The organism is Enterococcus sp. 2STP (assembly GCF_032465635.1).
GTDB lineage: Bacteria > Bacillota > Bacilli > Lactobacillales > Enterococcaceae > Enterococcus_B > Enterococcus_B lactis.
Genome location: NZ_JAWDJH010000015.1, coordinates 41376 through 63214, shown reverse-complemented (window position 1 = coordinate 63214; position 21839 = coordinate 41376). Strand labels below are relative to the sequence as shown.

Annotated in this window: 20 protein-coding genes; 15 read left to right on the top strand and 5 right to left on the bottom strand. The window is 37.1% G+C overall.

Annotated features, from left to right (window positions below):
- The first annotated feature begins 99 nt into the window (after nt 1-99).
- Entirely contained in the window at nt 100-765 is a 666-nt protein-coding gene (locus tag RWU19_RS05665; protein ID WP_316002703.1) for a TrkA family potassium uptake protein, read from the top strand.
- 16 nt (nt 766-781) lie between these two features.
- Nucleotides 782-1075 (top strand): HesB/YadR/YfhF family protein, encoded by a 294-nt coding sequence (locus RWU19_RS05660; protein WP_002292868.1) that lies wholly within the window; start codon nt 782-784, stop codon nt 1073-1075.
- 59 nt (nt 1076-1134) lie between these two features.
- On the opposite strand, the gene RWU19_RS05655 is transcribed toward RWU19_RS05660, so the two are convergent.
- The gene (locus tag RWU19_RS05655) at nt 1135-2082 is read right to left on the bottom strand and encodes a phosphoglycerate dehydrogenase (protein WP_123838062.1); all 948 of its coding nucleotides are present in this window, start codon (nt 2080-2082) and stop codon (nt 1135-1137) included.
- A gap of 218 nt (nt 2083-2300) precedes the next feature.
- Complete coding sequence (locus tag RWU19_RS05650; RefSeq protein ID WP_123838063.1) at nt 2301-3104, bottom strand: DUF1189 domain-containing protein; 804 nt, start codon at nt 3102-3104, stop codon at nt 2301-2303.
- A 160-nt stretch (nt 3105-3264) separates the two neighbouring features.
- Here RWU19_RS05650 and RWU19_RS05645 point away from each other — a divergent pair, with 160 nt between their 5' ends.
- The 4 genes from RWU19_RS05645 (at nt 3265) to RWU19_RS05630 (ending at nt 5709) form a co-directional block, all read left to right on the top strand.
- A complete protein-coding gene (locus RWU19_RS05645; protein WP_123838064.1) occupies nt 3265-4164 on the top strand; it encodes a cation diffusion facilitator family transporter in 900 nt (299 codons plus the stop codon).
- A gap of 47 nt (nt 4165-4211) precedes the next feature.
- Entirely contained in the window at nt 4212-4682 is a 471-nt protein-coding gene (locus RWU19_RS05640) for a GtrA family protein (protein WP_002310319.1), read from the top strand.
- Nucleotides 4683-4766: 84 nt separating this feature from the next.
- The gene (locus RWU19_RS05635) at nt 4767-5375 is read left to right on the top strand and encodes a superoxide dismutase (protein ID WP_002341254.1); all 609 of its coding nucleotides are present in this window, start codon (nt 4767-4769) and stop codon (nt 5373-5375) included.
- A 133-nt stretch (nt 5376-5508) separates the two neighbouring features.
- The gene (locus tag RWU19_RS05630) at nt 5509-5709 is read left to right on the top strand and encodes a cold-shock protein (protein WP_002292860.1); all 201 of its coding nucleotides are present in this window, start codon (nt 5509-5511) and stop codon (nt 5707-5709) included.
- Between the two features lie 49 nt (nt 5710-5758).
- On the opposite strand, the gene RWU19_RS05625 is transcribed toward RWU19_RS05630, so the two are convergent.
- Nucleotides 5759-7207, bottom strand: a complete 1449-nt coding sequence (locus RWU19_RS05625) for a helix-turn-helix domain-containing protein (protein ID WP_123838065.1) — start codon at nt 7205-7207, stop codon at nt 5759-5761.
- A gap of 536 nt (nt 7208-7743) precedes the next feature.
- Here RWU19_RS05625 and RWU19_RS05620 point away from each other — a divergent pair.
- The 5 genes from RWU19_RS05620 to RWU19_RS05600 all read left to right on the top strand — a co-directional run bounded on the left by RWU19_RS05620 (nt 7744) and on the right by RWU19_RS05600 (nt 14973).
- Entirely contained in the window at nt 7744-9828 is a 2085-nt protein-coding gene (locus RWU19_RS05620; protein ID WP_316032187.1) for an adhesive domain-containing protein, read from the top strand.
- A 108-nt stretch (nt 9829-9936) separates the two neighbouring features.
- Nucleotides 9937-11616 (top strand): hypothetical protein, encoded by a 1680-nt coding sequence (locus RWU19_RS05615; RefSeq protein ID WP_123838158.1) that lies wholly within the window; start codon nt 9937-9939, stop codon nt 11614-11616.
- A 5-nt stretch (nt 11617-11621) separates the two neighbouring features.
- Nucleotides 11622-11861, top strand: coding sequence for a hypothetical protein (locus tag RWU19_RS05610; protein ID WP_024635873.1), 240 nt, complete (start codon nt 11622-11624; stop codon nt 11859-11861).
- A gap of 37 nt (nt 11862-11898) precedes the next feature.
- Nucleotides 11899-13389, top strand: a complete 1491-nt coding sequence (locus tag RWU19_RS05605) for a Mur ligase family protein (protein WP_123838159.1) — start codon at nt 11899-11901, stop codon at nt 13387-13389.
- A gap of 357 nt (nt 13390-13746) precedes the next feature.
- Complete coding sequence (locus tag RWU19_RS05600; protein WP_024635874.1) at nt 13747-14973, top strand: LCP family protein; 1227 nt, start codon at nt 13747-13749, stop codon at nt 14971-14973.
- Nucleotides 14974-15090: 117 nt separating this feature from the next.
- Here RWU19_RS05600 and RWU19_RS05595 read toward each other — a convergent pair whose 3' ends face one another.
- A complete protein-coding gene (locus RWU19_RS05595; RefSeq protein WP_002310332.1) occupies nt 15091-15561 on the bottom strand; it encodes a TspO/MBR family protein in 471 nt (156 codons plus the stop codon).
- A gap of 276 nt (nt 15562-15837) precedes the next feature.
- Between RWU19_RS05595 and RWU19_RS05590 the strand changes: the two genes are divergently transcribed.
- Both RWU19_RS05590 and RWU19_RS05585 read left to right on the top strand, forming a co-directional pair.
- Nucleotides 15838-17385 (top strand): fibronectin type III domain-containing protein, encoded by a 1548-nt coding sequence (locus RWU19_RS05590; RefSeq protein WP_024634798.1) that lies wholly within the window; start codon nt 15838-15840, stop codon nt 17383-17385.
- A 157-nt stretch (nt 17386-17542) separates the two neighbouring features.
- Nucleotides 17543-18121: a lytic polysaccharide monooxygenase gene (locus tag RWU19_RS05585; RefSeq protein ID WP_002315302.1), complete on the top strand. Its 579-nt coding sequence runs from the start codon at nt 17543-17545 to the stop codon at nt 18119-18121.
- Between the two features lie 171 nt (nt 18122-18292).
- Here the strand turns inward: RWU19_RS05585 and rlmD are convergent, their stop codons facing one another.
- Nucleotides 18293-19675, bottom strand: a complete 1383-nt coding sequence (gene rlmD / locus RWU19_RS05580) for a 23S rRNA (uracil(1939)-C(5))-methyltransferase RlmD (RefSeq protein ID WP_002343015.1) — start codon at nt 19673-19675, stop codon at nt 18293-18295.
- 106 nt (nt 19676-19781) lie between these two features.
- Between rlmD and recX the strand changes: the two genes are divergently transcribed.
- Entirely contained in the window at nt 19782-20579 is a 798-nt protein-coding gene (gene recX / locus RWU19_RS05575) for a recombination regulator RecX (RefSeq protein WP_025477265.1), read from the top strand.
- Nucleotides 20572-21750 carry an A/G-specific adenine glycosylase gene (gene mutY / locus RWU19_RS05570; protein ID WP_316002453.1) on the top strand — a complete coding sequence of 393 codons (1179 nt, stop codon included), beginning with the start codon at nt 20572-20574 and terminating at the stop codon, nt 21748-21750. Before recX ends, mutY begins: the two co-directional genes overlap by 8 nt.
- The last annotated feature ends 89 nt before the right edge of the window (nt 21751-21839 follow it).

Genomic DNA, 21839 nt, shown 5'->3' with positions numbered 1-21839 from the left:
GTCTCTTTTACAACCTCTTTTTCCGCAAAAGAATGCTTGCTTTTGTTTTTGTAAAGGCTTTGTTATACTGAGAAAAGAAGATACTAAAGGAGGAAAACGGTGAAACAAAATTTTGCAATTGTAGGTCTTGGACGATTTGGCGGAAGTATCTGCCGAACACTGATCGAAACTGGTCAAGAAGTACTGGCTATTGATAGTAATGAAGATCGGGTCAATGAATATATGAATATAGCCACTCATGCTGTTGTGGCAAATGCACAGGATGAAATGACACTTCGATCATTAGGCATAAGAAATTTCGATCATGTAATTGTCGCTATTGGAGAAGATATTCAAGCCAGTATCTTAGTTACTCTGATGGTAAAGGAAATGGGCGTACCAAATATTTTAGCAAAAGCCCAAAATGAGTATCATGCCAGAGTACTTGAAAAGATCGGAGCTGATCGCGTCGTCCATCCCGAGCGAGACATGGGAATAAGGATTGCGCACAATTTAGTATCAAAGAATATTTTAGATTACCTAGAGTTGTCAGATAAATATTCTTTAGCAGAAATCCGAGTATCCAATCCTAGATTTTTCAATAAAACATTATCTGAATTAAATTTTAGACAACGTTTTGACTTAACAGTAGTTGCAATTCGCAGAGTAGATCAAACGGTGATCGCTTCACCTGCAGCAGATGAATACGTTCGTGAAAACGATAATCTGCTAGTGATTGGTGAGACAGGCGATGTGGATATTTTAGACGATAAGATGAATCAATAGAAAGCAGGTTGTTAGGATGGAATTAACAGTAACGCCAAAAGCACAAAAATGGTTTGAATCAGAAATCGATCTGCCAGAAACTTACGGAATACGTTTTTTTGGAAAAGTCTACGGCAAAACAGAAGTTCATGATGGTTTTTCGATTGGGATGTCAGTGGAACAGCCTGAACATCCTGTCAAGAAAGTGGAAATAGATGGGACACTGTTTTTTATTGAGGATGCAGATGAATGGTTTTTTAAAGGATATGATTTACTTGTAGATTATGATCCAAAACTAGAAGAACCAACCTATCACTTTAAAAAACAATAGAAGCAAGAGGGTGTGACAAGTTGTCACACCCTCTTGCTTAAAATAGGCTGATTCAGCTATCAATATCCTGCAGACAATTTGACTTGATTGGTTTGAAGGTCATGAGTAGCAAGGTAGCTTTTTAGATTAGTTAAAAAAATAGACATTAATTTCTTTTGAAAATCAGGTGTCAAACCTGCAATATGGGACGTGATCAGTACATTGTCCATTTTCCAAAGAGGATGATTTTGTGGTAGAGGCTCCTCCTCAAAAACGTCTAATGCTGCAAAGGAAAGTTGCTGCTTGTTTAATGCTTGTATCAAATCTTGCGTTTTAACAGAAGCGCCACGACCGACATTGATAAATACAGCTTTTGAATCAAAGTGTTCAAATAGGTGTTGATCAAAGAGTCCAGTTGTTTCCTCCGTTAGAGGTAAGATATTGACGACGAAATCTACTTCAGGAAGAACTTCCTGAAGTTGCTTTAAAGAAAAAGTTTTTTCCATTCCTTCTGCTGGATGACCGGATGTATTGATTCCATAGCAAATCATATCCAATGCTTTGACTTTCTTTGCAATCATTTTTCCAATATGGCCAGTTCCAATGATTAATATTTTTTTCCCTTGGATAGGTTGGTAATGGATTGAGGAACCTAACCATTTCATTTCACTCTGTGCCCTTTGTGCTTGGAAAAGACCGCGAGAATAACCTAGAATGATTCCTAATACGTGCTCGGTGATCGATTCACTGTGGATACCACTTCCATTTGAAAGTAAGATATGTTTTTTTGAAAATGCTTCAAGTGGGAGTTGATCAACTCCCGCTGAGATAGACTGTACCCATTTCAAGTTAGAAGAGGCTAATAGTTTTTCTTGATAGTTTGAGTTCCAACCCAAACTGATTTCTACATTTGGTAGATCTTCTGGTTGTAATTCTGTCTTGAAGACATAACCAGGCGCTATAGTATGGATTTCTTCGATAAATTCGTCACGAAATGGACGATCTGCGTAAATGATTCTTTCTGACATAGTTGATTACCCGCCTTTCTTTACTTTAAGTGTAGCGCATATAAGAAGAACTTTGAAGTGCCATGCTTTTTTAGAAATTAATATTGTATAAATAAAAAAGAGTTGTGACAAAAGATGTGTCACAACTCTTTTTCCGAATAAACGGTGTTCCAGAAGTAGCTTCTGCCACAACCTCTAAAAGAGTTTATTGAAGTTGAAATAATAAGTTGTCTGTATTTCTAACTGATCGATATTTTTGACCATCCTTTGACAGCTTGAGCAAAAATAAAGATACCTGCAAAAGCAATAAATGCACTAGTGTCAAAAGAAGGGAGAAAGATCATCAAGAGTGTTGCAATGATAGTCGGTAACGAGATTGAATAAATCAATGTCTTCAAGCAATCAAGGAAAGTAGCTTTTGTTAGTCGAAAGCGTGCATAGAGAAAAGCAGCGATATTGGCAAATAGTAAAGTGATCAGCAGATTCAAGAAACTAGGATAAATCGAAAATAGAAAGGTCAGGGCTTTTACCCAAATCGGTATAGATGCTTCACTTAAGAAGGATCGAAGCTGCTTACCTGTTAAATTTTTTAAAGATTCATTGGTGTAGGGAAGTTCTAACTGATTATTATTCAATAAAGCAGAGGTAGTGCCTGTATTGGGAAGAGCAATGATAAGTTTGTCTTTTAACATCCCGACACTAACGAAATTTCCCATCAAATCAGTAGAGATGTCTTGTTCTGTACGTTTTCCCTCTGGATCAAATGTAAAGATAATGGAGTTTGTTTGGTAAATGAAACCTTCTTTTTCTTTTGTTTGAAGCTGTCCGCTTTGGACTGTAAAATCAGGAATGCGGGTAGCAATCTTTTGTCCATCCAATTGAATGTTATTTAAGACTTGAAAAACTTGAAAAGAGATTGGCAGAGCCATAATTACACTCAAAACCAGAAGATAGACAATAGCTTTCCAAAATGGAACGTTTCTCGCCTCCTTAAGGTCTTTGAATCGTATAAAGGAACTGATAATTAATTGTTTTGTTGTCATAAGTACTCCTCATCTAGTAGTGTCATCACTTGCAATTCTAGCGAAGTATCAAGTGAAATACAAGTGCTTTAAGGAAACATCTGAATGATTGGTGAAATATCAAAAAAATGTTATTCTTGATTTAAGATTATCCAATACAAATAAAATGGAGGAATGAATCGTGCATACACAGCCACAGAGATCATCAAAAAAGCTATTTGGGGTAGTGGTGCTGAATGCGGTGATCACTTTATCAGAATTTATTGGAGGGGTTGCGTCGGGAAGTTTGTCTCTTGTTTCAGATGCTTTTCATAACCTTAGTGATACATTAGCAATCATTTTTTCTTATGGAGCACAAAAAATGGCCCAAAAAGAAGCAAATGAAAAGCATACGTACGGTTACCAGCGTTTAGAAATATTGAGTGCGTTCATCAACTCATTCATACTGATCATATTATCTTTGTTCTTAGCTGTTGAAGCATTCAAACGGTTCAATTCCCCAGAAAAGATAAATAGTCATTTGATGCTGATAGTAGCAGTTATCGGATTGCTCGCGAATTTGTTTTCGACGTTATTGTTGAGACAAGAAGCAGACGAAAGTTTGAATATAAAATCTAGTTATCTGCATTTGTTAAGCGATACACTGTCTTCGATAAGTGTGATTATCGGAGCAGTTTTGATTCGATTTTTCGGTATCTATTGGATTGATCCAGTTATTACATTGATCATTTCGATATATATATTGTTAGAAGCGATAATAGTGATTAAAAAAGCTGCGGCTATTTTGATACAAAGTGCGCCTACAATCGACTATGAAAAAATGGAGCAAGAAATCAAAGCAATCGAAGGGGTAAAAGATGTTCATCATGTCCATATTTGGCAGTATAGCGAAAAGATTATTATTTTCGACGGACATATTGATTTTGAAGATCAGCTGCTAAGCGAGATTGAAAAGGCTTATCCGCGTATAACTTCTTTATTAAAATTAAAGTATGGGATTACACATGTAACGATCCAAGCAGAGACACATGTAAAAGACCAAAAAAAATTAATTTTTTTAAATAAAGATGAAAGTTACTGAAAAATAGAGTATGATAAATAAGAATTTCTAATAAGGTAGGTTGGCTCATGAAGCAGTATCGACAAATAAAAGGATATTTAGAAGCAAAGGGATATTGGGAGATACTGGTTTATCTCTTTTTTGGTGGTTTGGCTACGATTGTGAACTTTGTTAGTTTTGCCCTCGCACGCCAATATTTTGATTTAAGTATGGCTCTGTCCAATTCTATTTCATGGTTTTGTTCTGTATTGTTTGCTTTTGTGACGAACAAACTTTGGGTATTCCATTCAAAATCACCGAATTTTACACATGCGCTTATTGAATGTGGTAAGTTCTTCTTTTACCGCATCCTTTCTTACGGGTTGGACATGGGAGCAATGGTGTTATTAATCAATGTCATGAACAGCAATGAATATGTGGCAAAAATTATCACTCAAATTATTGTTATCCTAGCTAATTACATTTTCAGCAAGTTGTTCATTTTCAAAGAAACTGAGGTTTTTGAAGAAGAAGTAGGCCAAGGAGAAAAAGACGACTAGGCATAACTATTGAAGAATTTCCTTCTCTTTGTTACTCTTTGTAATGTAGACATTATAAAGAAAACATTGAGGAGGAATTTTTTTATGACTTACACATTACCAGATTTACCTTATGCATATGACGCATTGGAACCTTATATTGATGAAGAAACGATGCACCTGCATCATGACAAGCATCACAATACTTACGTAACGAATTTAAATGCAGCAATCGAAAAATATCCAGAATTAGGCGAAAAAACAATAGAAGAATTATTATCTGATATGGATGCTGTTCCAACAGATATCAAAACAGCTGTACGCAACAATGGTGGTGGACATGCTAACCATTCATTTTTCTGGGAAATCATGGCACCAAATGCGGGTGGCGAACCTACTGGGGCAATAAAAGAAGCAATTAATGAAGCTTTTGGCGATTTCTCTTCTTTTAAAGAAGAATTCAAAAAAGCAGCAGCTGGACGTTTTGGTTCTGGTTGGGCTTGGCTTGTAATGGAGAATGGGAAATTAGCTATTACCTCTACTGCCAATCAAGATTCTCCATTGATGGAAGGTAAGACACCAATTCTAGGTTTAGATGTTTGGGAACATGCTTACTATTTGAAATATAAAAATGTACGTCCAGACTACATTGCAGCATTCTGGAATGTTATTAATTGGGACGAAGTAAATAAACGTTTCGAAGCAGCAAAATAACTATTTTCTCCATCATATCAGTCTTAAAAATAATTTGGAAAATAAACGAGTGAAAGCTTGCGAGCGTTTTCTAAATTGGGTATAATGTTCTTGCAAGGTTACTTGCAAGAACTTTTTTGGAGGCTATACATTTATGGAACACGGAACAGTTAAATGGTTCAACAATGAAAAAGGATTTGGGTTTATTACAGTAGATGGCGGAGATGACGTATTTGTTCATTTCTCAGCAATTCAAGGAGACGGCTTCAAGAGCCTAGAAGAAGGCCAAGAAGTAGAATTTACGATTGTTGAAGGTGCGCGCGGTCCTCAAGCTGCTGAAGTGACTAAATTATAATAATTTGTTGGATAAAGACACGACTTCTTAGGGAGTCGTGTCTTTTTGTCTATTCAAGAAGTTTTTTGATTTCTTGACTAAGTAAATAGATTTGTTCACTAGACATTTCATAACTAATTGTCAAGCAAGGTACATCTTCTTCATAAGTAACGGTTTTTAAAGAAGTATCAGTTGTTCGGATGATCAATTCCGGCTTAAATAAAAGGTCGTTAGTAAACACAACATTTAAATACATACTCAGCTGTTCTTGAAGAATTTCCATATATGCTAACTCCAAACCAATCGGAAGGTCACTCTCAAATTTGATTTTGATTTCTTTATTAAAGTAAGTAGGAGAAATGATCAACATGAACGCTTCTGCTAAATTCCAAGAATGCAACCAATCAAGTTCCTCAGATTCGTTTTTAAATTGTTCCGTCAATCGGTTGATTTCTCGGTGGAATGCCGGATAACTCATCTCGATAAAAGAGGTAATTTCATGTTTGACGATCGAAAATTGAGGAAATAGCAATCCATGCATCCCATTTGCGAGCAGTGTACTGTTCAACAGCGACTTTTTTGAATGGAGTTGGGCAGACTTAAATCGATTGGAATGAATATAAGAATAAAAACTAGTCTGCAGTTGTTTTACAGGGGTCGCAATTTTTGTATGGATACGCAAAGCAGTTTGCAGATAGTCCTCTTTCAAATAAAAAGCAGCCCGAGATTGCATCCAAAGAAACAAGAACATGCTATCTGTCAGACTGAAACGCATACGTTTATAATTCGTTGTTAACTCTTCAGCCATTTTTTCAAAGCCATTCCAAAGGTCAAGTGAAAAATCAGGTAATTCTTTTGCTGGAATAACGTGTCCTTGTTGAGAACGAAGATAAGTAACAGCTAGTATAAAGGACCATTCGATCATTTTTATCTTATTTGGTTTTTGATGGACAATGGCAAAAGAATCCTCCACTTCTGAGAATAATTGATGAAACTCTATTGAAGCAAAAGGCCATTCAACACTGCGATAGGATGGCCATAGTATCAAATAAATCAAATAACGAATTTGCATCTCACTTCCTTTGAAATACATCTCGCCTTTTTTTGTTTTGATCTGCAGTTGATATTTTTTTAGTATCTGATTGATGCGAGTAATGTGCCGCCGAAGGATGGATTCACTGATGTTATTATCTTCAGTGAATTCCGCAATCGTTACTTTCGAGTCAAGGCATAAATTTTTCAATAGATGAAAAATAGGCGAGCGCTTCAAAATGGAAAGAATCAATTCTTGAAAATCCGAATTGGTACCTAAAAATAAATAATTACGCCCTTCCTTTCTGAACTGATCGCTAATGGAGAGGGTACGTACTTGTTCACAATAATTTTGTACAGAACGTTTGTCACAAGCAGTGAATTCAGCTAATTGTTCGATAGACCAAATTTTATTGGAATGATAGATGGTATCAAGAATAGTAATCTGCAAACGTGTGGTCTTTTCCAATAATGAATAAAAATCCATGAATTTTAGTTCCTCCAATCAATAATTAGTACTTAAGTTATCTTGATATTAAAAAATAATGTTATTTTTATCAAAAAATGTATGAATAAAAAACAATTTATAATAAAAAAAGTTTGTTATATGAAAAGCTATACCTTTAGTTTGATAGACAAAAGATTAATTTTCTCGTTATTTTATTTATTTGTGAATAAATTTACTTCAAAAAAGATAAAAATATTTTTTATTCTTTTATGCTTAATTTCATTATAATTCATCTCATAAAAAAAGCATAATTTTATACTAAAAATAGAAAATCGATTATTTTGTACTTTATTTTCGTGAAAACTGGATGGTTATTTAAAAAAAGATTAAAACTTAATAATAGATTTATCATTGAGATGTTGTTAAACTTCCTCTGACTTAAGTTGAAAACAAAATCTGCACAAAAAGATATCTTTTTGATTAAAAAATGATAGCTAAGGGGTGTTGTAATCTTTTCTTTTTTATAACGATCAAAAATTTGGGGATGAACGATAGAAGGGTGACAGGAGGACAAAATGAAAAAGGATTATAAAAAAAGTATGAACCAGAAGGCACGGGCAAAAAGTAGATCGAAAAAAATCTTGCTTGCCGGTACATCCATTGCAGCTGGCGTGATGTTAGGGATCACACCAATCTCAATGGCTACGCCATTATTTACTATTGGTTCTCAACAAGTACATGCAGATGTAATCAGTGGGCAACTGTTTAACAATTTAAGTACAACGAATACTAGTGGGACTACAGCTGCTGCCCCATTTCTTCTTCAGGGGGCGAGTCGGGATGTTGATTTTGTTATATCAGCGAATAGTGGTATTGATGTTAGCGTGATTAATGGAACGCGTCGTGCTGTCTTAGCTATTCCAGAAGAAATGCAAGGATTGGTCACTCCGAATGGAACGGGTACTTTCTACACAGATATTTTGCTTCCAGGAAATAGTTTAGCACCTCTATTAAATATTGTAGATGGAGCGGTGACTACTTTGGTAGGAGCAGTAGAAGGTTTGATTAATTTGAATCCTTTAGCTACAGTGAATCTTTCGGAAGTTTATGAACAACTTGCTTTATTGAATAATCTAAGTACACTGACTTCTGCTGAAGTAGAATTGCAGCTTCAAATGCAAGGGGATGAATACATCTACGGAGAGCTAGACGGTGCCTTGGAAACCGTGTTACGAGAAAATTTAAGTAATATATTGAGCGGAATCAATAATGCAGTTCAAGCAATCGAGGCAACTTCAACTGGAGGGCTTCTTGGAGATGCAGCGGCCGGAACAATCAATACTGCTTTAGCAGTTACAGTCAAGCCAGCGTTCAATCTTACGTTTAATACCGCTTTGGCATTGGTGAATGTCGGTTCTTCTTTCCTTGGTAATCTTGCTGATGCAAGTATTTTGGGTGAAACGACTGTTACTATACCGACAACGATCCAAGATCCTACTTATGCAGACTTAACAAATGCAGGTGTCGACATGACTGTTCCTTATGAAGCAGGATTTATCGGTACCATTCTTAAATCAGACATTCTATCGATCTCTATTGCTTCGAATGTTGATGGCTATTCTCCAGTGTTTTATGCAGCTGAAGAAGTCACTGCTCCTTATAACGTAGAAGTTACAGGTAATTCTACTGATGGTTATGAGGTGACTGGGATGGCAGATCCCAATGCCACAGTTCGTATTTATGATGACGAAGGAAATATGATTGCAGAGGGACAAGCAGATGAAAATGGTAATTTTGCTATTCCAGTCTCGGCAGAAGATGTTGTGCCCTTAGAACAGATCCAATTGATTGCTTATGATGAAAATGGTGTAGCAAGTGCGCCAACAGCAGCAATTATTCCAGATGATGATGAAGGAGATGCGGACGCGGATGCTGATGCGGACGCCGATGCCGACGCAGATGCTGATGCGGACGCCGATGCCGATGCTGATGCTGATGCTGATGCTGATGCCGACGCCGATGCTGATGCCGATGCTGATGCTGATGCCGACGCTGATGCCGATGCTGATGCCGATGCGGATGCTGATGCCGACGCAGATGCCGATGCGGATGCTGATGCGGATGCCGACGCTGATGCAGATGCCGACGCGGATGCCGATGCGGACGCTGATGCGGATGCTGATGCTGACGCGGATGCCGATGCGGACGCGGATGCAGATGCCGATGCTGACGCTGATGCTGATGCCGACGCTGATGCAGATGCCGACGCTGATGCTGACGCTGACGCGGATGCGGATGCCGATGCTGACGCGGATGCGGATGCGGATGCCGATGCGGATGCCGATGCCGATGCCGATGCCGATGCTGACGCCGACGCTGACGCCGATGCTGATGCTGATGCCGATGCTGACGCTGATGTTAATCATCCAATGGGAGACATACATTCTCATGATCGAGATCCAGGCCAGATGCCAATAAGACATGGTCATTCAAATACACCAAAACCAAGTACTACAGGTGGTTCTACACCGAAATCCTTGCCAAAAACTGCTGAGACACTTCATAGTTCACTTTCTTGGTTAGGAGCAGCTCTGTCTACACTATCTGGTTTAGGAATTTGGAAAATCAAAAAAAATAAAAAAACAGATAACAATGAATAATTAAGAAAGAAGCCGTTGCGGCAAGCAGTTCCGTATCTATGATTTTTTGATAAAAACGGATGTTCAGATTTTGTTTGCCGCAACTTCTTTTTAATATGAGGTGATTGAGTGCTAGTTAAGACAAAAGAAAGCTATTTGCCAGCAATCAAAGAAATGATAGAAACAATTGAAACAAATGTATCAAAACAATTGTTGATCGTCTCTACAGGAGATTTTACGAATAGAGGAAAGATCTTTGAATTCTACGGCAGTAATTTTGATATGATTTGGCGGAATTTTTTGACAGCTTACCATGTCAATAAGCTGGATCAGACGACTTATTTAAGAATTGATATTGCTATTGAAGAAGAAAAAACCAACTATGAACAGTTTATACAGCGCTTAAAAAAAATTAGAAGAAATAATTACATTGATTTCAATGTGAGAATCGATGGGTTGAGAAAAAGAAGTTTTTTAAAAGAAGAACTGGTAGCAAATGCGATCATCAAACCTAGTAAAACACATAAAGTTGGGAAGAATCTTCCTGATTTAAGAATCGACGCTCAAAATTACCGCAGTTATGTGAAACGCAAGTATGGTCGTGAAGAGACAGATCTCAGCTACTTGGAGCGTTCTGCGTTCTATTATTTTAAAACAAAATCTTTTTATTTTGAAGACGGTCATATTTATCCTTTGAAAGATTACGGTAATGGAAATTGCTTACGGGAAGTTTCATATGAAAATTTATCAGAAATAACAGATTTAGTGATCGAAAAAGGAAGTATGTATCTACAAAACCAGCTAACTGCTACAGGGAAATTTATTTACGGATATTATCCTTGTTATAATCAACTGCTTAAAGGTTACAATTCCGTGAGACACTTTTCGTCTTTATATGCGCTAGCCGAAGCAGCAGAATACTTTTCAGATGAAAAAATGCTCTTAGATGTTGAAAAAGGTTTATCTTGGGGGATTGAAAATCTGACTTCGGAGACTGACGGTTATTTTTTAATCAAGGATTATTTAAACACAGAGATTGAATATAAGCTAGGAGCACAGGCTACAGCAATCTTAGCTTTTTCAAAATACATCCAACAAACAGGTGATGAACAATACGTTCCAATCCTAAATCGTCTGATAGAAACTGTTTCCGCTAAATTTTTAACAAATGAGCATCGAACGATTCATGTACTTAATGCACAACTAGAAACGAAAGAAAAATTTCGGATCATTTATTATGATGGTGAAATTTTATTCTCTTTGCTTCGAGCATATGAGATTTTAGGCAATAAAGAAGTTTTTGCTATATGTCAAGGTTTGATGGACCAGTTCGTAGCGAACGACTATCAAAAGTATCATGATCATTGGTTAAGTTATGCGACCAATGAAATGCTGAAACATAGCCAGACAGAAGAATATTATCGCTTCGGTATAAAAAATGCGTTAGATAATATCGACTTTATTGATAAAAGAGATACTGCTTATCCTACGATGCTGGAATTGCTTGTCGCTGCTTCAAAAATGATGAGAAAATTGGAGTTCAGCACGTGGAGAAAAACGATTTTTGCTGAAGAAACTGACTTCTATAAGGTAAAAGAAAGAATAAATACAGTAATGAAAAAAAGGGTGAGACATGAGATTACTACTGGGGTCATGTTCCCTGAATTTGCTCAATTCTTCAAAGAACCAGAAACAATAAAATATGGCTTTTTTGCACGTCATGATCGTTTTCGTATGAGGATCGATGATGCAGAGCACTTTTTATCAGGATTGATTAACTATCGAATGTATGATCAAAAGAAGGAGTGAGAAGAATGGTTGGATTCATTCGCTTTGCTGCATTAGCTGCATTTGGTGTTTTCTATTTAGGTCTTAAAATACGTCGGAAAAATGATCATAAAAATAATCTGAAAGAATCAGATTTAAGTCAATATAAGAAAAATGAAGATGGGTTGTATCCTTGGGAAGTGGATCAAGATGACTCTCCGAAAAGGATCGAACCGAATGCCTCCAGATATGTAAACCAAGCAAGGCCAAGAAGAGGCAGGTGGTAAACCATATAGAAAAAACAAGAAAAACAGGAGGAGAGTTATGACTTCTATACATTCATTATTAGTTGATATGGATGGCCATTATTTAAAGAAATATGGAGATTTAGATAGAAATATCCAAGATGTTGAATATTTCTCAGGCCACTTAAAACGAAACATGGATTATTCTGATACGATGTTTGTTTGTGTTTCGCCAGAAAGAAGGAGTTACGTCAATCGAAAGGTCGTGAGATGGCGAGATGGAAATGAACAAATCATCGGAAAAGAAAATTGGTTTGGTGTGATCGTTACTGAAAAACCAATCATGGATCCGTCAGTGACGACACCACAGTTCATCGTAGAAGACAGTTGGAAATTTTTATTGGAATTATCCGCGAAATTGCGGTCCTGTTTTGTAAATCCGGTTGTTGCGATTACCGGGTCAGCAGGGAAGACTTCTACGCGAATGATGATCACTCATTTGCTTCAAGAAGAGAAAGTTTTGGAAAACAGGGGAAATCACAACGTTCGGTTTGCTGTTCCTTTATACATGAGTAAATTACTTTCTAATCCTGATGTCTTGAATCTTGAAGTTTCTGTCAATGCTTTGAATTCATATGATACAGGGTCGATGTCTAATTTGATACAACCAGATATTGCTATTGTGACTTCGATTGGAGAAGCACATCTTAGTTCTTTAAAAAATACAAAAGGAGTAGCAGTGCATAAAGCAAAAATTTTCGAAGGCCTGAAACAAGATGGAATCGCCATCATCAATGGAGATATAGGAAAAGAAGAATTTTCAATTTTAGTAAGCGCTGCTGAGAAAAGAACCAGCAAAATAGTGGTCTATTCATTACATGATGCTTCAAGAGATGTTTTTGTGAAACAAATCTCACAAAAAAGAGAATATTGCGAAGTCCTAGTTTCTTTTTTCGGAGAAGATATTTTATTGAAACTTGCAGTTTCTTCAGAAGGGATGATCGCTAATTCATTGGCTGCGTTGATTGTAGCAAAAGAACTGAAAAAAGAGATCTCTCCATATATAAAAAAATTTGAGACATTCAAACCACTACCTAAGATATTGGAACGTACGATTTATACATCAGAAACAGGGACAGACTTCACCTTTATTGATGATACGCATAACGCTTCATTGCCTTCCATGAAAAATGCAATCAATTACTTTGATGGGATACAACCATTTTATAAAGGAAATAAAGTCTTGATACTTGGACAAATCGCTGATTTAGGCGATTCAACAAAGCAAATCCACCGCTTTGTACAAGAGGAGTTAAACCAATCGGCTGCCACGCATATTTATGGTTATGGGGAACATTTTAAATTGCTTTTTGAAGAAGGACAGAAAACAGATGATCGGCTTCAATGGTTCGATTCACTTCAGGAATTATGCAATGATCTGGAAACAAAACTAATAGAAGACAGTTTAGTTTTAGCAAAAGGATCAGTTACTGGAAGTGATTTTCATGAAATCGGCAAATATGTGCGTCAGATCGGAAACAAGCATAATATGAAAAGTCAGACTTTATAGAAGGTATTAGGGAAACGCCATGTTAGTCTGAACAGAGTAGAGAGGAATCGTTAAAATGACGGGAAAGGAGTGTGGCAGGTCGATGTCACACTCCTATTTTTGTGAAATACCTGGTTGTTCAATTTTTCTAGCAAAAAATGCATAAAAAAAGATAAAACGGTTGTAAACTGCGTATATTCGGGCTTTCGAACTTTTTCGTGGTGTGGTATGATAGTTAAGAATTTTGAGAAAATTTTTAAAAGAACGGTTATTATACAAGAATTATTTTTTAAAGTTTTCTTATGATTAAAAAGTGAATTTGCTGATTGAACAGTTGTATGAGACAATATTTTAGAAAATGTGAGACAGAGGTGTACTATGAAGCGATGGCAAAAAGTTCTATTAACCTTATTAGGTATACTCGTTTTGCTGATAGCCGGATTATCAGCATACGGTATCAGATTTATGGGAGAAGCGAGCCAAACAGTAAACAAAATATCTAAAAACTCTAATCGAATATCTTCCAAACGTTCTGAGAAAGTAAGTATTGATGACAAAGAACCGTTTTCGGTTTTGCTATTAGGTTTAGATACCGGTGGATTAGGAAGAACAGAACAAGGGCGTTCTGATACGATGATGGTAGTAACCGTTAATCCGAAACAAAAAAAATCAACGATTATCAGTTTGGACCGAGATATTTATACGAATATCGTAGGGTATGGAACGGTAGATAAATTAAATCATGCCTATGCATTTGGCGGCGTCGAAATGGCCATGGATTCAATTGAACAACTGCTTGATATTCCTATTGATCATTATGTAACCATCAATTTGGACGGTATGGAAGATTTGATCAATGCGGTCGGCGGCATCAAAGTGAATAATAAAATCGACTTTACGTTGGATGGTGTCCATGTACCAGTAGGTGAACAAACATTGGATGGAGAAAAAGGATTAGCCTATTCCCGAATGCGACACGAAGATCCAGAAGGAGATATCGGGCGACAACGTCGTCAGCGGGAAGTAGTGACGAAAATCGTCAATAAAGTTTTAAGTTTAGATGGCGTAAGCAATTATAGAAAAATTTTAAAAGCAGTCGAAAACAATGTGACAACGGACTTGAATTGGGATGACATGCTTGATGTAGCAACGAATTACACGGCAGCATTCGAAACGATCAAACAAGACCAGTTGCAAGGTGAAGGTCAAATGATCAATGAAGTCTACTATCAGATTTTAGGACAAAATGATCTTCTTTCGATTCAAAATGAACTGAAGAAACAATTAAATATCAAAACAAGTGACACATTACCTAATTTGAAAAATGAGAATGCTTCAATGATGTTCTTTGATGATTCGGAAGATGCCGATTCGACAACCGGTGATGGATCGAATAGTGAAGGATACACTGATTATTCTTCCTATTCAGAAAACACCTATGATCAGTACCAAGATCCGAATACCTATTATCAGCAAACAGAAGATACAAGTCAGTACTATACACCAAGTCAAGATACTCAAAGTTATGATCCTTATGCTGGACAGGAACAAAATGGTTATGGTTATGACCAGAATAATGAGTATGGAACAACAAGTGGGTACTAGAAAAAAATAGTTTGGTTAATAAAGAGTGCCACCTAAATTAGACAATAAAATCTAACTTAGGTGGCACTCTTTCTATGTGTTAAATATACTTTTTAACAAGTTTTCAGTTTTTAGCACTTAGTTTAAAAAATAAATCGAATAATTCAGTAGAGTTGCGAATAGAACCCATAAATAATAAGGAATCATGAGCCACATGACTAGGCGATGATGCAACCATAATTGATACATAAGCACTGACAAGAAAATAACCAAAAGTGTAATATCGATTGCTGCAACGAAGATATTTCTTAAATTAAAAAATAGAGCAGTCCATATGAAATTAAAAATGAACTGAATCACAAAAAGACCTACAAGGTTGTTTCGCTGTTTTTTGTTGTTGTGATTAAGCAACAAATAAAGAGAAATACCCATCAAAATATACAATAAGGTCCACATTGGTCCAAATATCCAACTAGGTGGTGCAAATGGCGGAAGTTGTAAAGAATAGTAATATTCTCCAGGATTTCCGCTAAGCAATCCTGATAAAAAGCCTAATATGACAATTCCTATAACACAAACCCAAAAACGAATATCTTTTATCATCTTCATTCTATTAACTCCTTTCTATAATAATATTTTACATGAAGAATCACAGCAATACCTGTATTTAGTTTGTGAAGTAAGAATAATGGAGAAATATTGTTATTTAAAAAAGTTAAAAATTTGTTTATATGAATCATGAATTTGAAAAAGATCGTATTAAATAATTCTCATGTTTTTTACAATTCGTTATTTTCTTATTAACTTCTGTTACAATCTATATTGTAATCGATTACATAAAAGCTTGGCTGAAGTAAAAAATTATACATAGGAAGGTTGATAAATATGAAAAGAGGTTTACGCAAAGTACTTACTGGGGCGGCACTCAGCACGATGCTTTTTTCTCCTGCATTGCTGATTCAAGTACAAGAATCATCTGCAATCGAACAAACAGTAGTGACTAATCCCGATTTTGGAGTAGGACAAGGAATTGAGTGGCCAAAACAAGTAGTTGCTCCTTATGTGGATATAACTGCTTATTCTTCTGATGAAGAACTATCTAATAATGGTGCATTGAACTTAGCAGCTGTTGCTCAACAAACAGGACAGAAATTTTTTAAATTAGGTTTTTTACAGGCAAGAGGTATTAGAAATGGTCGAATCGACTGGGCTTGGGGTGGTTTTAATGGTCTAAGTGAGATTGATAATGACGAATGGCAGTATGAAGGAATCAAAAAATCTATTCGGGAATTACGTCAAAATGGCGGAGATGTAGCTGTTTCGTTTGGCGGACTGAATTCAGGAGCATTTTGGGAGGTCACTCAAAATCAAGCACTTTTATATGATGCCTATATGGAAGTTATCCAAGGCTATGGATTGACACGTGTAGACTATGATGTCGAAGCCGCTGCGATGGGATATGAAGAGAATTTGGCAAATGCAAAAGCGGTAAAGAAAGTTCAAGAAGCAACTGGTGTAGAAGTAACGTTGACCTTGCCAGTCATGGATACTGGCCTGATTTCGACCGGATTAGCAGTGTTACAAGCTTATCTGGAGGCAGGAGTGGATTTGACAAATATCAATCTAATGACGATGTGTTACGGAAGCAGTGTACCAGATTATGCCCAAGGGTCGCTTGATGCTGTGGATAATACAATGGTGCAGTTAAAAGAGTATTATCAAAGATTTATGGGAACGACTTTGACGACAGAACAAGCATATGCTAAATTAGGAACCACTCCATCAATCGGATTTGAAAGCGAAGCTCATCCATACTTTACAGCAACGATGTTCAATCGAGTTGTTCAGCATGCAAAAGAACGAAATATTGGGATGGTTTCCTACTGGTCAATGAATCGAGATTCAAAGGTCGATGGAGGACAAGGACAAGTCAATAATCGGTATGAATTTTTAAATGTGGCACAACGTTTTACAGATGACACACCTCTTCCAGAAGACAAAGAAAAACCAACTATTCCAGAAAATTTTAAAGCAGAATTGGTGACCTCTAGGCGTGCTGCGCTAAGTTGGTCGCCTGCGACAGATAATGATTTTATTGAAAAGTATAACCTTCGATTGATTGGAAACGAAGAAGTAGTTGAAAGAAGCACAATAGATACCCGGTATACTTTTGAGAATTTAAAAGAGAATACAACTTATACAGTGGAACTTACAGCAGAAGACCGTTCTGGTAATATTTCGGATAAAACAACATTGACGTTTACAACATTAGCGGACAATGAAAGTGAATATCCAGTATGGGATCCTGAAAAAGTTTATATGGCTGGCGATCGTGTTGTATACGAAGGCATCATCTATGAAGCTAAGTACTGGACTCAAAACAATAATCCAAGTGAATCTGGAGAATGGGGACCTTGGAGACAGATTTCTTGATTCATAGGTATATATGAAAAATAAATAAAAAATGTAAACAGGAGTTTTATTTAGCTCCTGTTTCTTTTTATTTTAATATAAAATTATAAAAGCATAATGTTTGCGCTAACATAATAAAGCGTTTACAATGTGTGTATCAAATGAAGGAGGTTTCTACATGAAAAAGATTAGTACATTATTGTTTATCGGGTTAGTTAGTTTAGGGTTGTTCGGTTTCAGCATTCCAGGTTTCGCACACGGTTATATTACTTCTCCTGGAAGTCGTGCATACCTAGGAACATCAGCAGCAGGGAATCTAAACCAAAATGTCGGAAGAGCACAATGGGAACCGCAAAGTATCGAAGCTACCAAAAATACATTCATTGATGGAAAAATCGCCAGTGCAGGAGTCAGCGGATTTGAACCTTTAGACGAACAAACATCTAACAGATGGCATAAAAATATGGTCAATCCAGGAACATTGAATATTACTTGGAATTTAACAGCGCAACATCGGACAAGTACTTGGGATTACTACATTACCAAGCCAAATTGGAACCCTGATCAACCTTTGAAATTTAGCGATTTTGAATTGATCACAAAAATAGACGACAAAGCAACCGTCCCACCAAAAACAGTCAACCAAACAATCACACTTCCTCAAGACCGCAAAGGATACAATGTGATTTTAGCAGTATGGAATATCAGTGATACGACAAATGCATTCTATCAAGTGATTGACGTGAATATCCAATAATAATCAAAAGGGCTGTGACAAAAAACGTGTCACAACCCTTTTTTTGAATAAGCAGTGTTCGCCTGCCAACTCCTCGGTCACAAGTGACAATAGTCATCAAACATGAAAAGCTTTTTTTGAAATTGTTCCTTGTGACTCGGAGCTGAATGGCAGGCTCACGCCTTCTCTCATTTAATCAGCAAGTCTCGTCATCTTCACGACGACTTCACAACGTGCAGTCTGAGGAAACATATCAACAGACTGTAAATATTCAACATTGAACTTTTTACTTAAATGAACCAGATCTCTGGCAAGTGTAGAAACGTTACAGGAGATATAAACAAGTTTTTTTGGTGGAAATTTCAGTAACGATTGAATCAATGCGTTATCCAAACCCGTACGTGGCGGATCTACGATGATACCATCTGGCTGAAAACCTTCATTCAACCATTTAGGTAGAACTTGTTCGGCTGTACCGACTTCATATCGAGTGTTGTGATACCCTAATCTTTCCGCATTTCTTTTTGCATCAGCGATTGCTTGAGGAACGGTATCCATTCCTCGGACTTCTTTGACCTTTTTTGCTACACTTAAACCAATCGTACCAACTCCGCAATAAGCATCTACGATTGTTTCATCAGGCTGGGCATCTAATGCTTTGATTCCTTCACCATAAAGCAGTTCGGTCTGCTGAGGATTCAACTGAAAGAAGGCGCGAGGAGAAAGATCGAAAGTCACTTCATTGATTTGTTCTTCAATGGCTTCTTTTCCCCATACGTGGATCGTTTCATCCCCCATCACGAGAGATGTTTTTTGTGCTTGGACATTTTGCATGATCGAAACAACTTCGGGCAGGCGTTCATTGATCTCACGAATCATTGCGTTTTTTTGTGGGAATTTTTTACTGCGAGTAATAAAAACGACTTGCAGCTCTCCAGTTTTGACACCGATTCTGACCATGATCGTGCGGAAAATACCACTGTTTGTCCGTTCATCATAGATGGGTGCATCAAATTTATTCAATAGTTGAACAACAGTATTCATCACTTTTTGTGTTCGGGGTTCTTGTACCAAACAGTCTGTTATAGGAACTAACTGATGCGAGTTTGCTTCATATAAACCAGCTTCGGCCTTTTGCGTTTGTTTATTTTTTCGTAATTGAAATTGTGCTTTGTTTCTATAATGCCATGGATCATCCATCCCAATCGTCGGTAACAACTGGTAGGATCGAAAGCCTGCTGGTTTGAATTTTTCCAATGCTTGCAAGAGTAGATCCTTTTTAAAATCCAATTGTGCTTGATAGGCTAAGTGTTGTAATTGACAGCCACCGCATTCATAATAAACAGGACATGGCGCCACTACGCGATCTTTGCTTGGTTTTTTGACTTTTATTAATTCTCCTTCTGCATAACGAGGAGTTGCTTTCGTGATTTTGACTAGTACTTCTTCTTTTGGTAGTGCATACGGAACAAATATAATCAATCGTTTGAAATAACCAATTCCTTCGCCATTTATGCCTAAACGCTTGATTTTCAAAGGAACCGTTTGTCCATTTTTGACAATTGTTTCTGCCATAAGTATCTCCCTTTTTCTTTTTTCTGTGGTTTATTCTAACATATAATACCTGATTACGGGGATTTTCTATGGTATGATAGAGAATATATGTTCGAGGAGGATGTTTATGTTAACCGTTACGAGAATCAGTAAAGGCAAAGGCCCTTTCTATCGCGTAGATTTATCTGAAGGAGAAGCTTTACAAGTATCTGAAGATGTATTAGTACGCTATCGTTTGTTAAAAGGACGGGAATTAGACGAAGAAACTATCCAAGAGATCAAGAAGAGCAGTGGAGCTGATTTCGGATTTCAGCTAGCAATGAATTACTTAAGCTATCAGTTACGGTCAGAAAAAGAAATCCGAACATACTTAAAAGAAAAGGAAATCCTTCAAGAAGATCGAAATAAAATCGTAGCCCGCTTAAAAGAATTGGATCTTGTCAATGATTTGGTCTATGGGGAAAGTTATGTGCGCACGAATATGCGCTTAAGTGACAAAGGTCCAAAAAAATTGTCACAGCAAATGCAGCAAAAAGGATTAAAACCAGAGATTATTGAACAGGCGCTCGACCAGTATACAGTTGAAGACCAAGTTCAAAATGCACGTCAAACGGCTGAAAAAATATTTGGAAAAAATCATGGGAAAAGCCAAAAAGAATTATTGCGGAAAATCCAACAAACTCTGATGACAAAAGGTTTTTCTCAAGAAGTGATCCAACAAGCGATGGCTGATCTTCCGCAAGAAGTAGACCAGGAAACAGAATATGATTATTTAGTCAAACAAGGGGATAAACTATGGCGAAGAAATTCAAGATTTGAACCTAAAAAAAGAAACCTAAAAGTAAAACAAAGCTTATATCAAAAAGGATTTGATTTGGATATGATCCAGCGATTCATTACGGAAAAGGAAGAGGAAAGTGAATAAAGAATGGGAAAAATGGACAGACGAAGAAACAAAAGAATTTCAAGATCAGTTCATTCAATGGTATGAACAAGAAAAAAGAAACCTGCCATGGCGCTACAATCGGGATCCTTATCGTATCTGGATCTCTGAGATCATGCTCCAGCAGACCAGAGTAGATACAGTGATCGATTATTTCTATCGCTTCATGGAATGGTTTCCTACAATTGAAGAATTGGCAACTGCTCCAGAAGAAAAGCTTTTAAAAGCTTGGGAGGGGCTTGGTTATTACTCAAGAGCCCGAAACATCCAAGCAGCTGCTAAACAGATCATGTCTGAATTTGACGGAAAAATGCCGCAAACGCCTGAAGAAATCAGCTCATTGAAAGGGATAGGCCCCTATACGACAGGAGCGATAGCAAGTATAGCATTTGGACTTCCAGAACCTGCAGTTGACGGTAACGTGATGCGAGTAGTCAGCAGATTGTTTTGCATTGAAGCAGATATCGCCAAAGCTTCCAGCAGGAAAATCTTTGATGAAGCGATGCGGAAAATCATTGATGAAACGTATCCAGGTGAATTCAACCAAGCAATGATGGATCTAGGCTCAGCTATCTGTACACCAACTTCTCCAAAGTGTGAAGCTTGTCCGATCCAAGCCTTTTGTTTAGCCAACAAACGAGGGATCCAAACGAGCTTTCCTGTAAAAACAAAAAAAGCAAAGCCAAAAGACGTTTATTATATCAGTGCGGCTCTTCAAAATCATTCTGGAGCGTATTATTTTGAAGAAAGAGATAGCCAAAAACTGCTAGCGAATATGTGGACATTTCCAATGGTGGAAGTGACACAAGAGGAGTACGAGCGATTGAAAAAAGGATGGGAAGCAAAACGGGAAGTCGATTTGTTTGATGATCTAGTAGCAGAAGACGGAAAAGAGCTTCCCTTCGAAAAGCAGGAACTTTTTATTTGGCAGACACGTCATTTAGGAGAAGTTACTCATGTCTTTAGTCATCTGAAATGGCATGTCCTCCTTTTTTACGGACGGGCAACCGAGGAAGCAGAACAGGAATTTACCGAGAACAAAACTTCGAAGTGGTTGAAGCCTGCTGCATTTGATTCGGTCGTTTTTCCGAAGGTACAAATGAAACTAGTGGAAAAGTTGGAGAAAAATCGAAACAATAGGAATCCTTTCTAGGCAAAGCTCATTTTTATTGATATAATAATTATGATGTCGGTGTAATGAACACCCAAACACAAAGCACAAAATGCTGCTTAAGGAAGGGT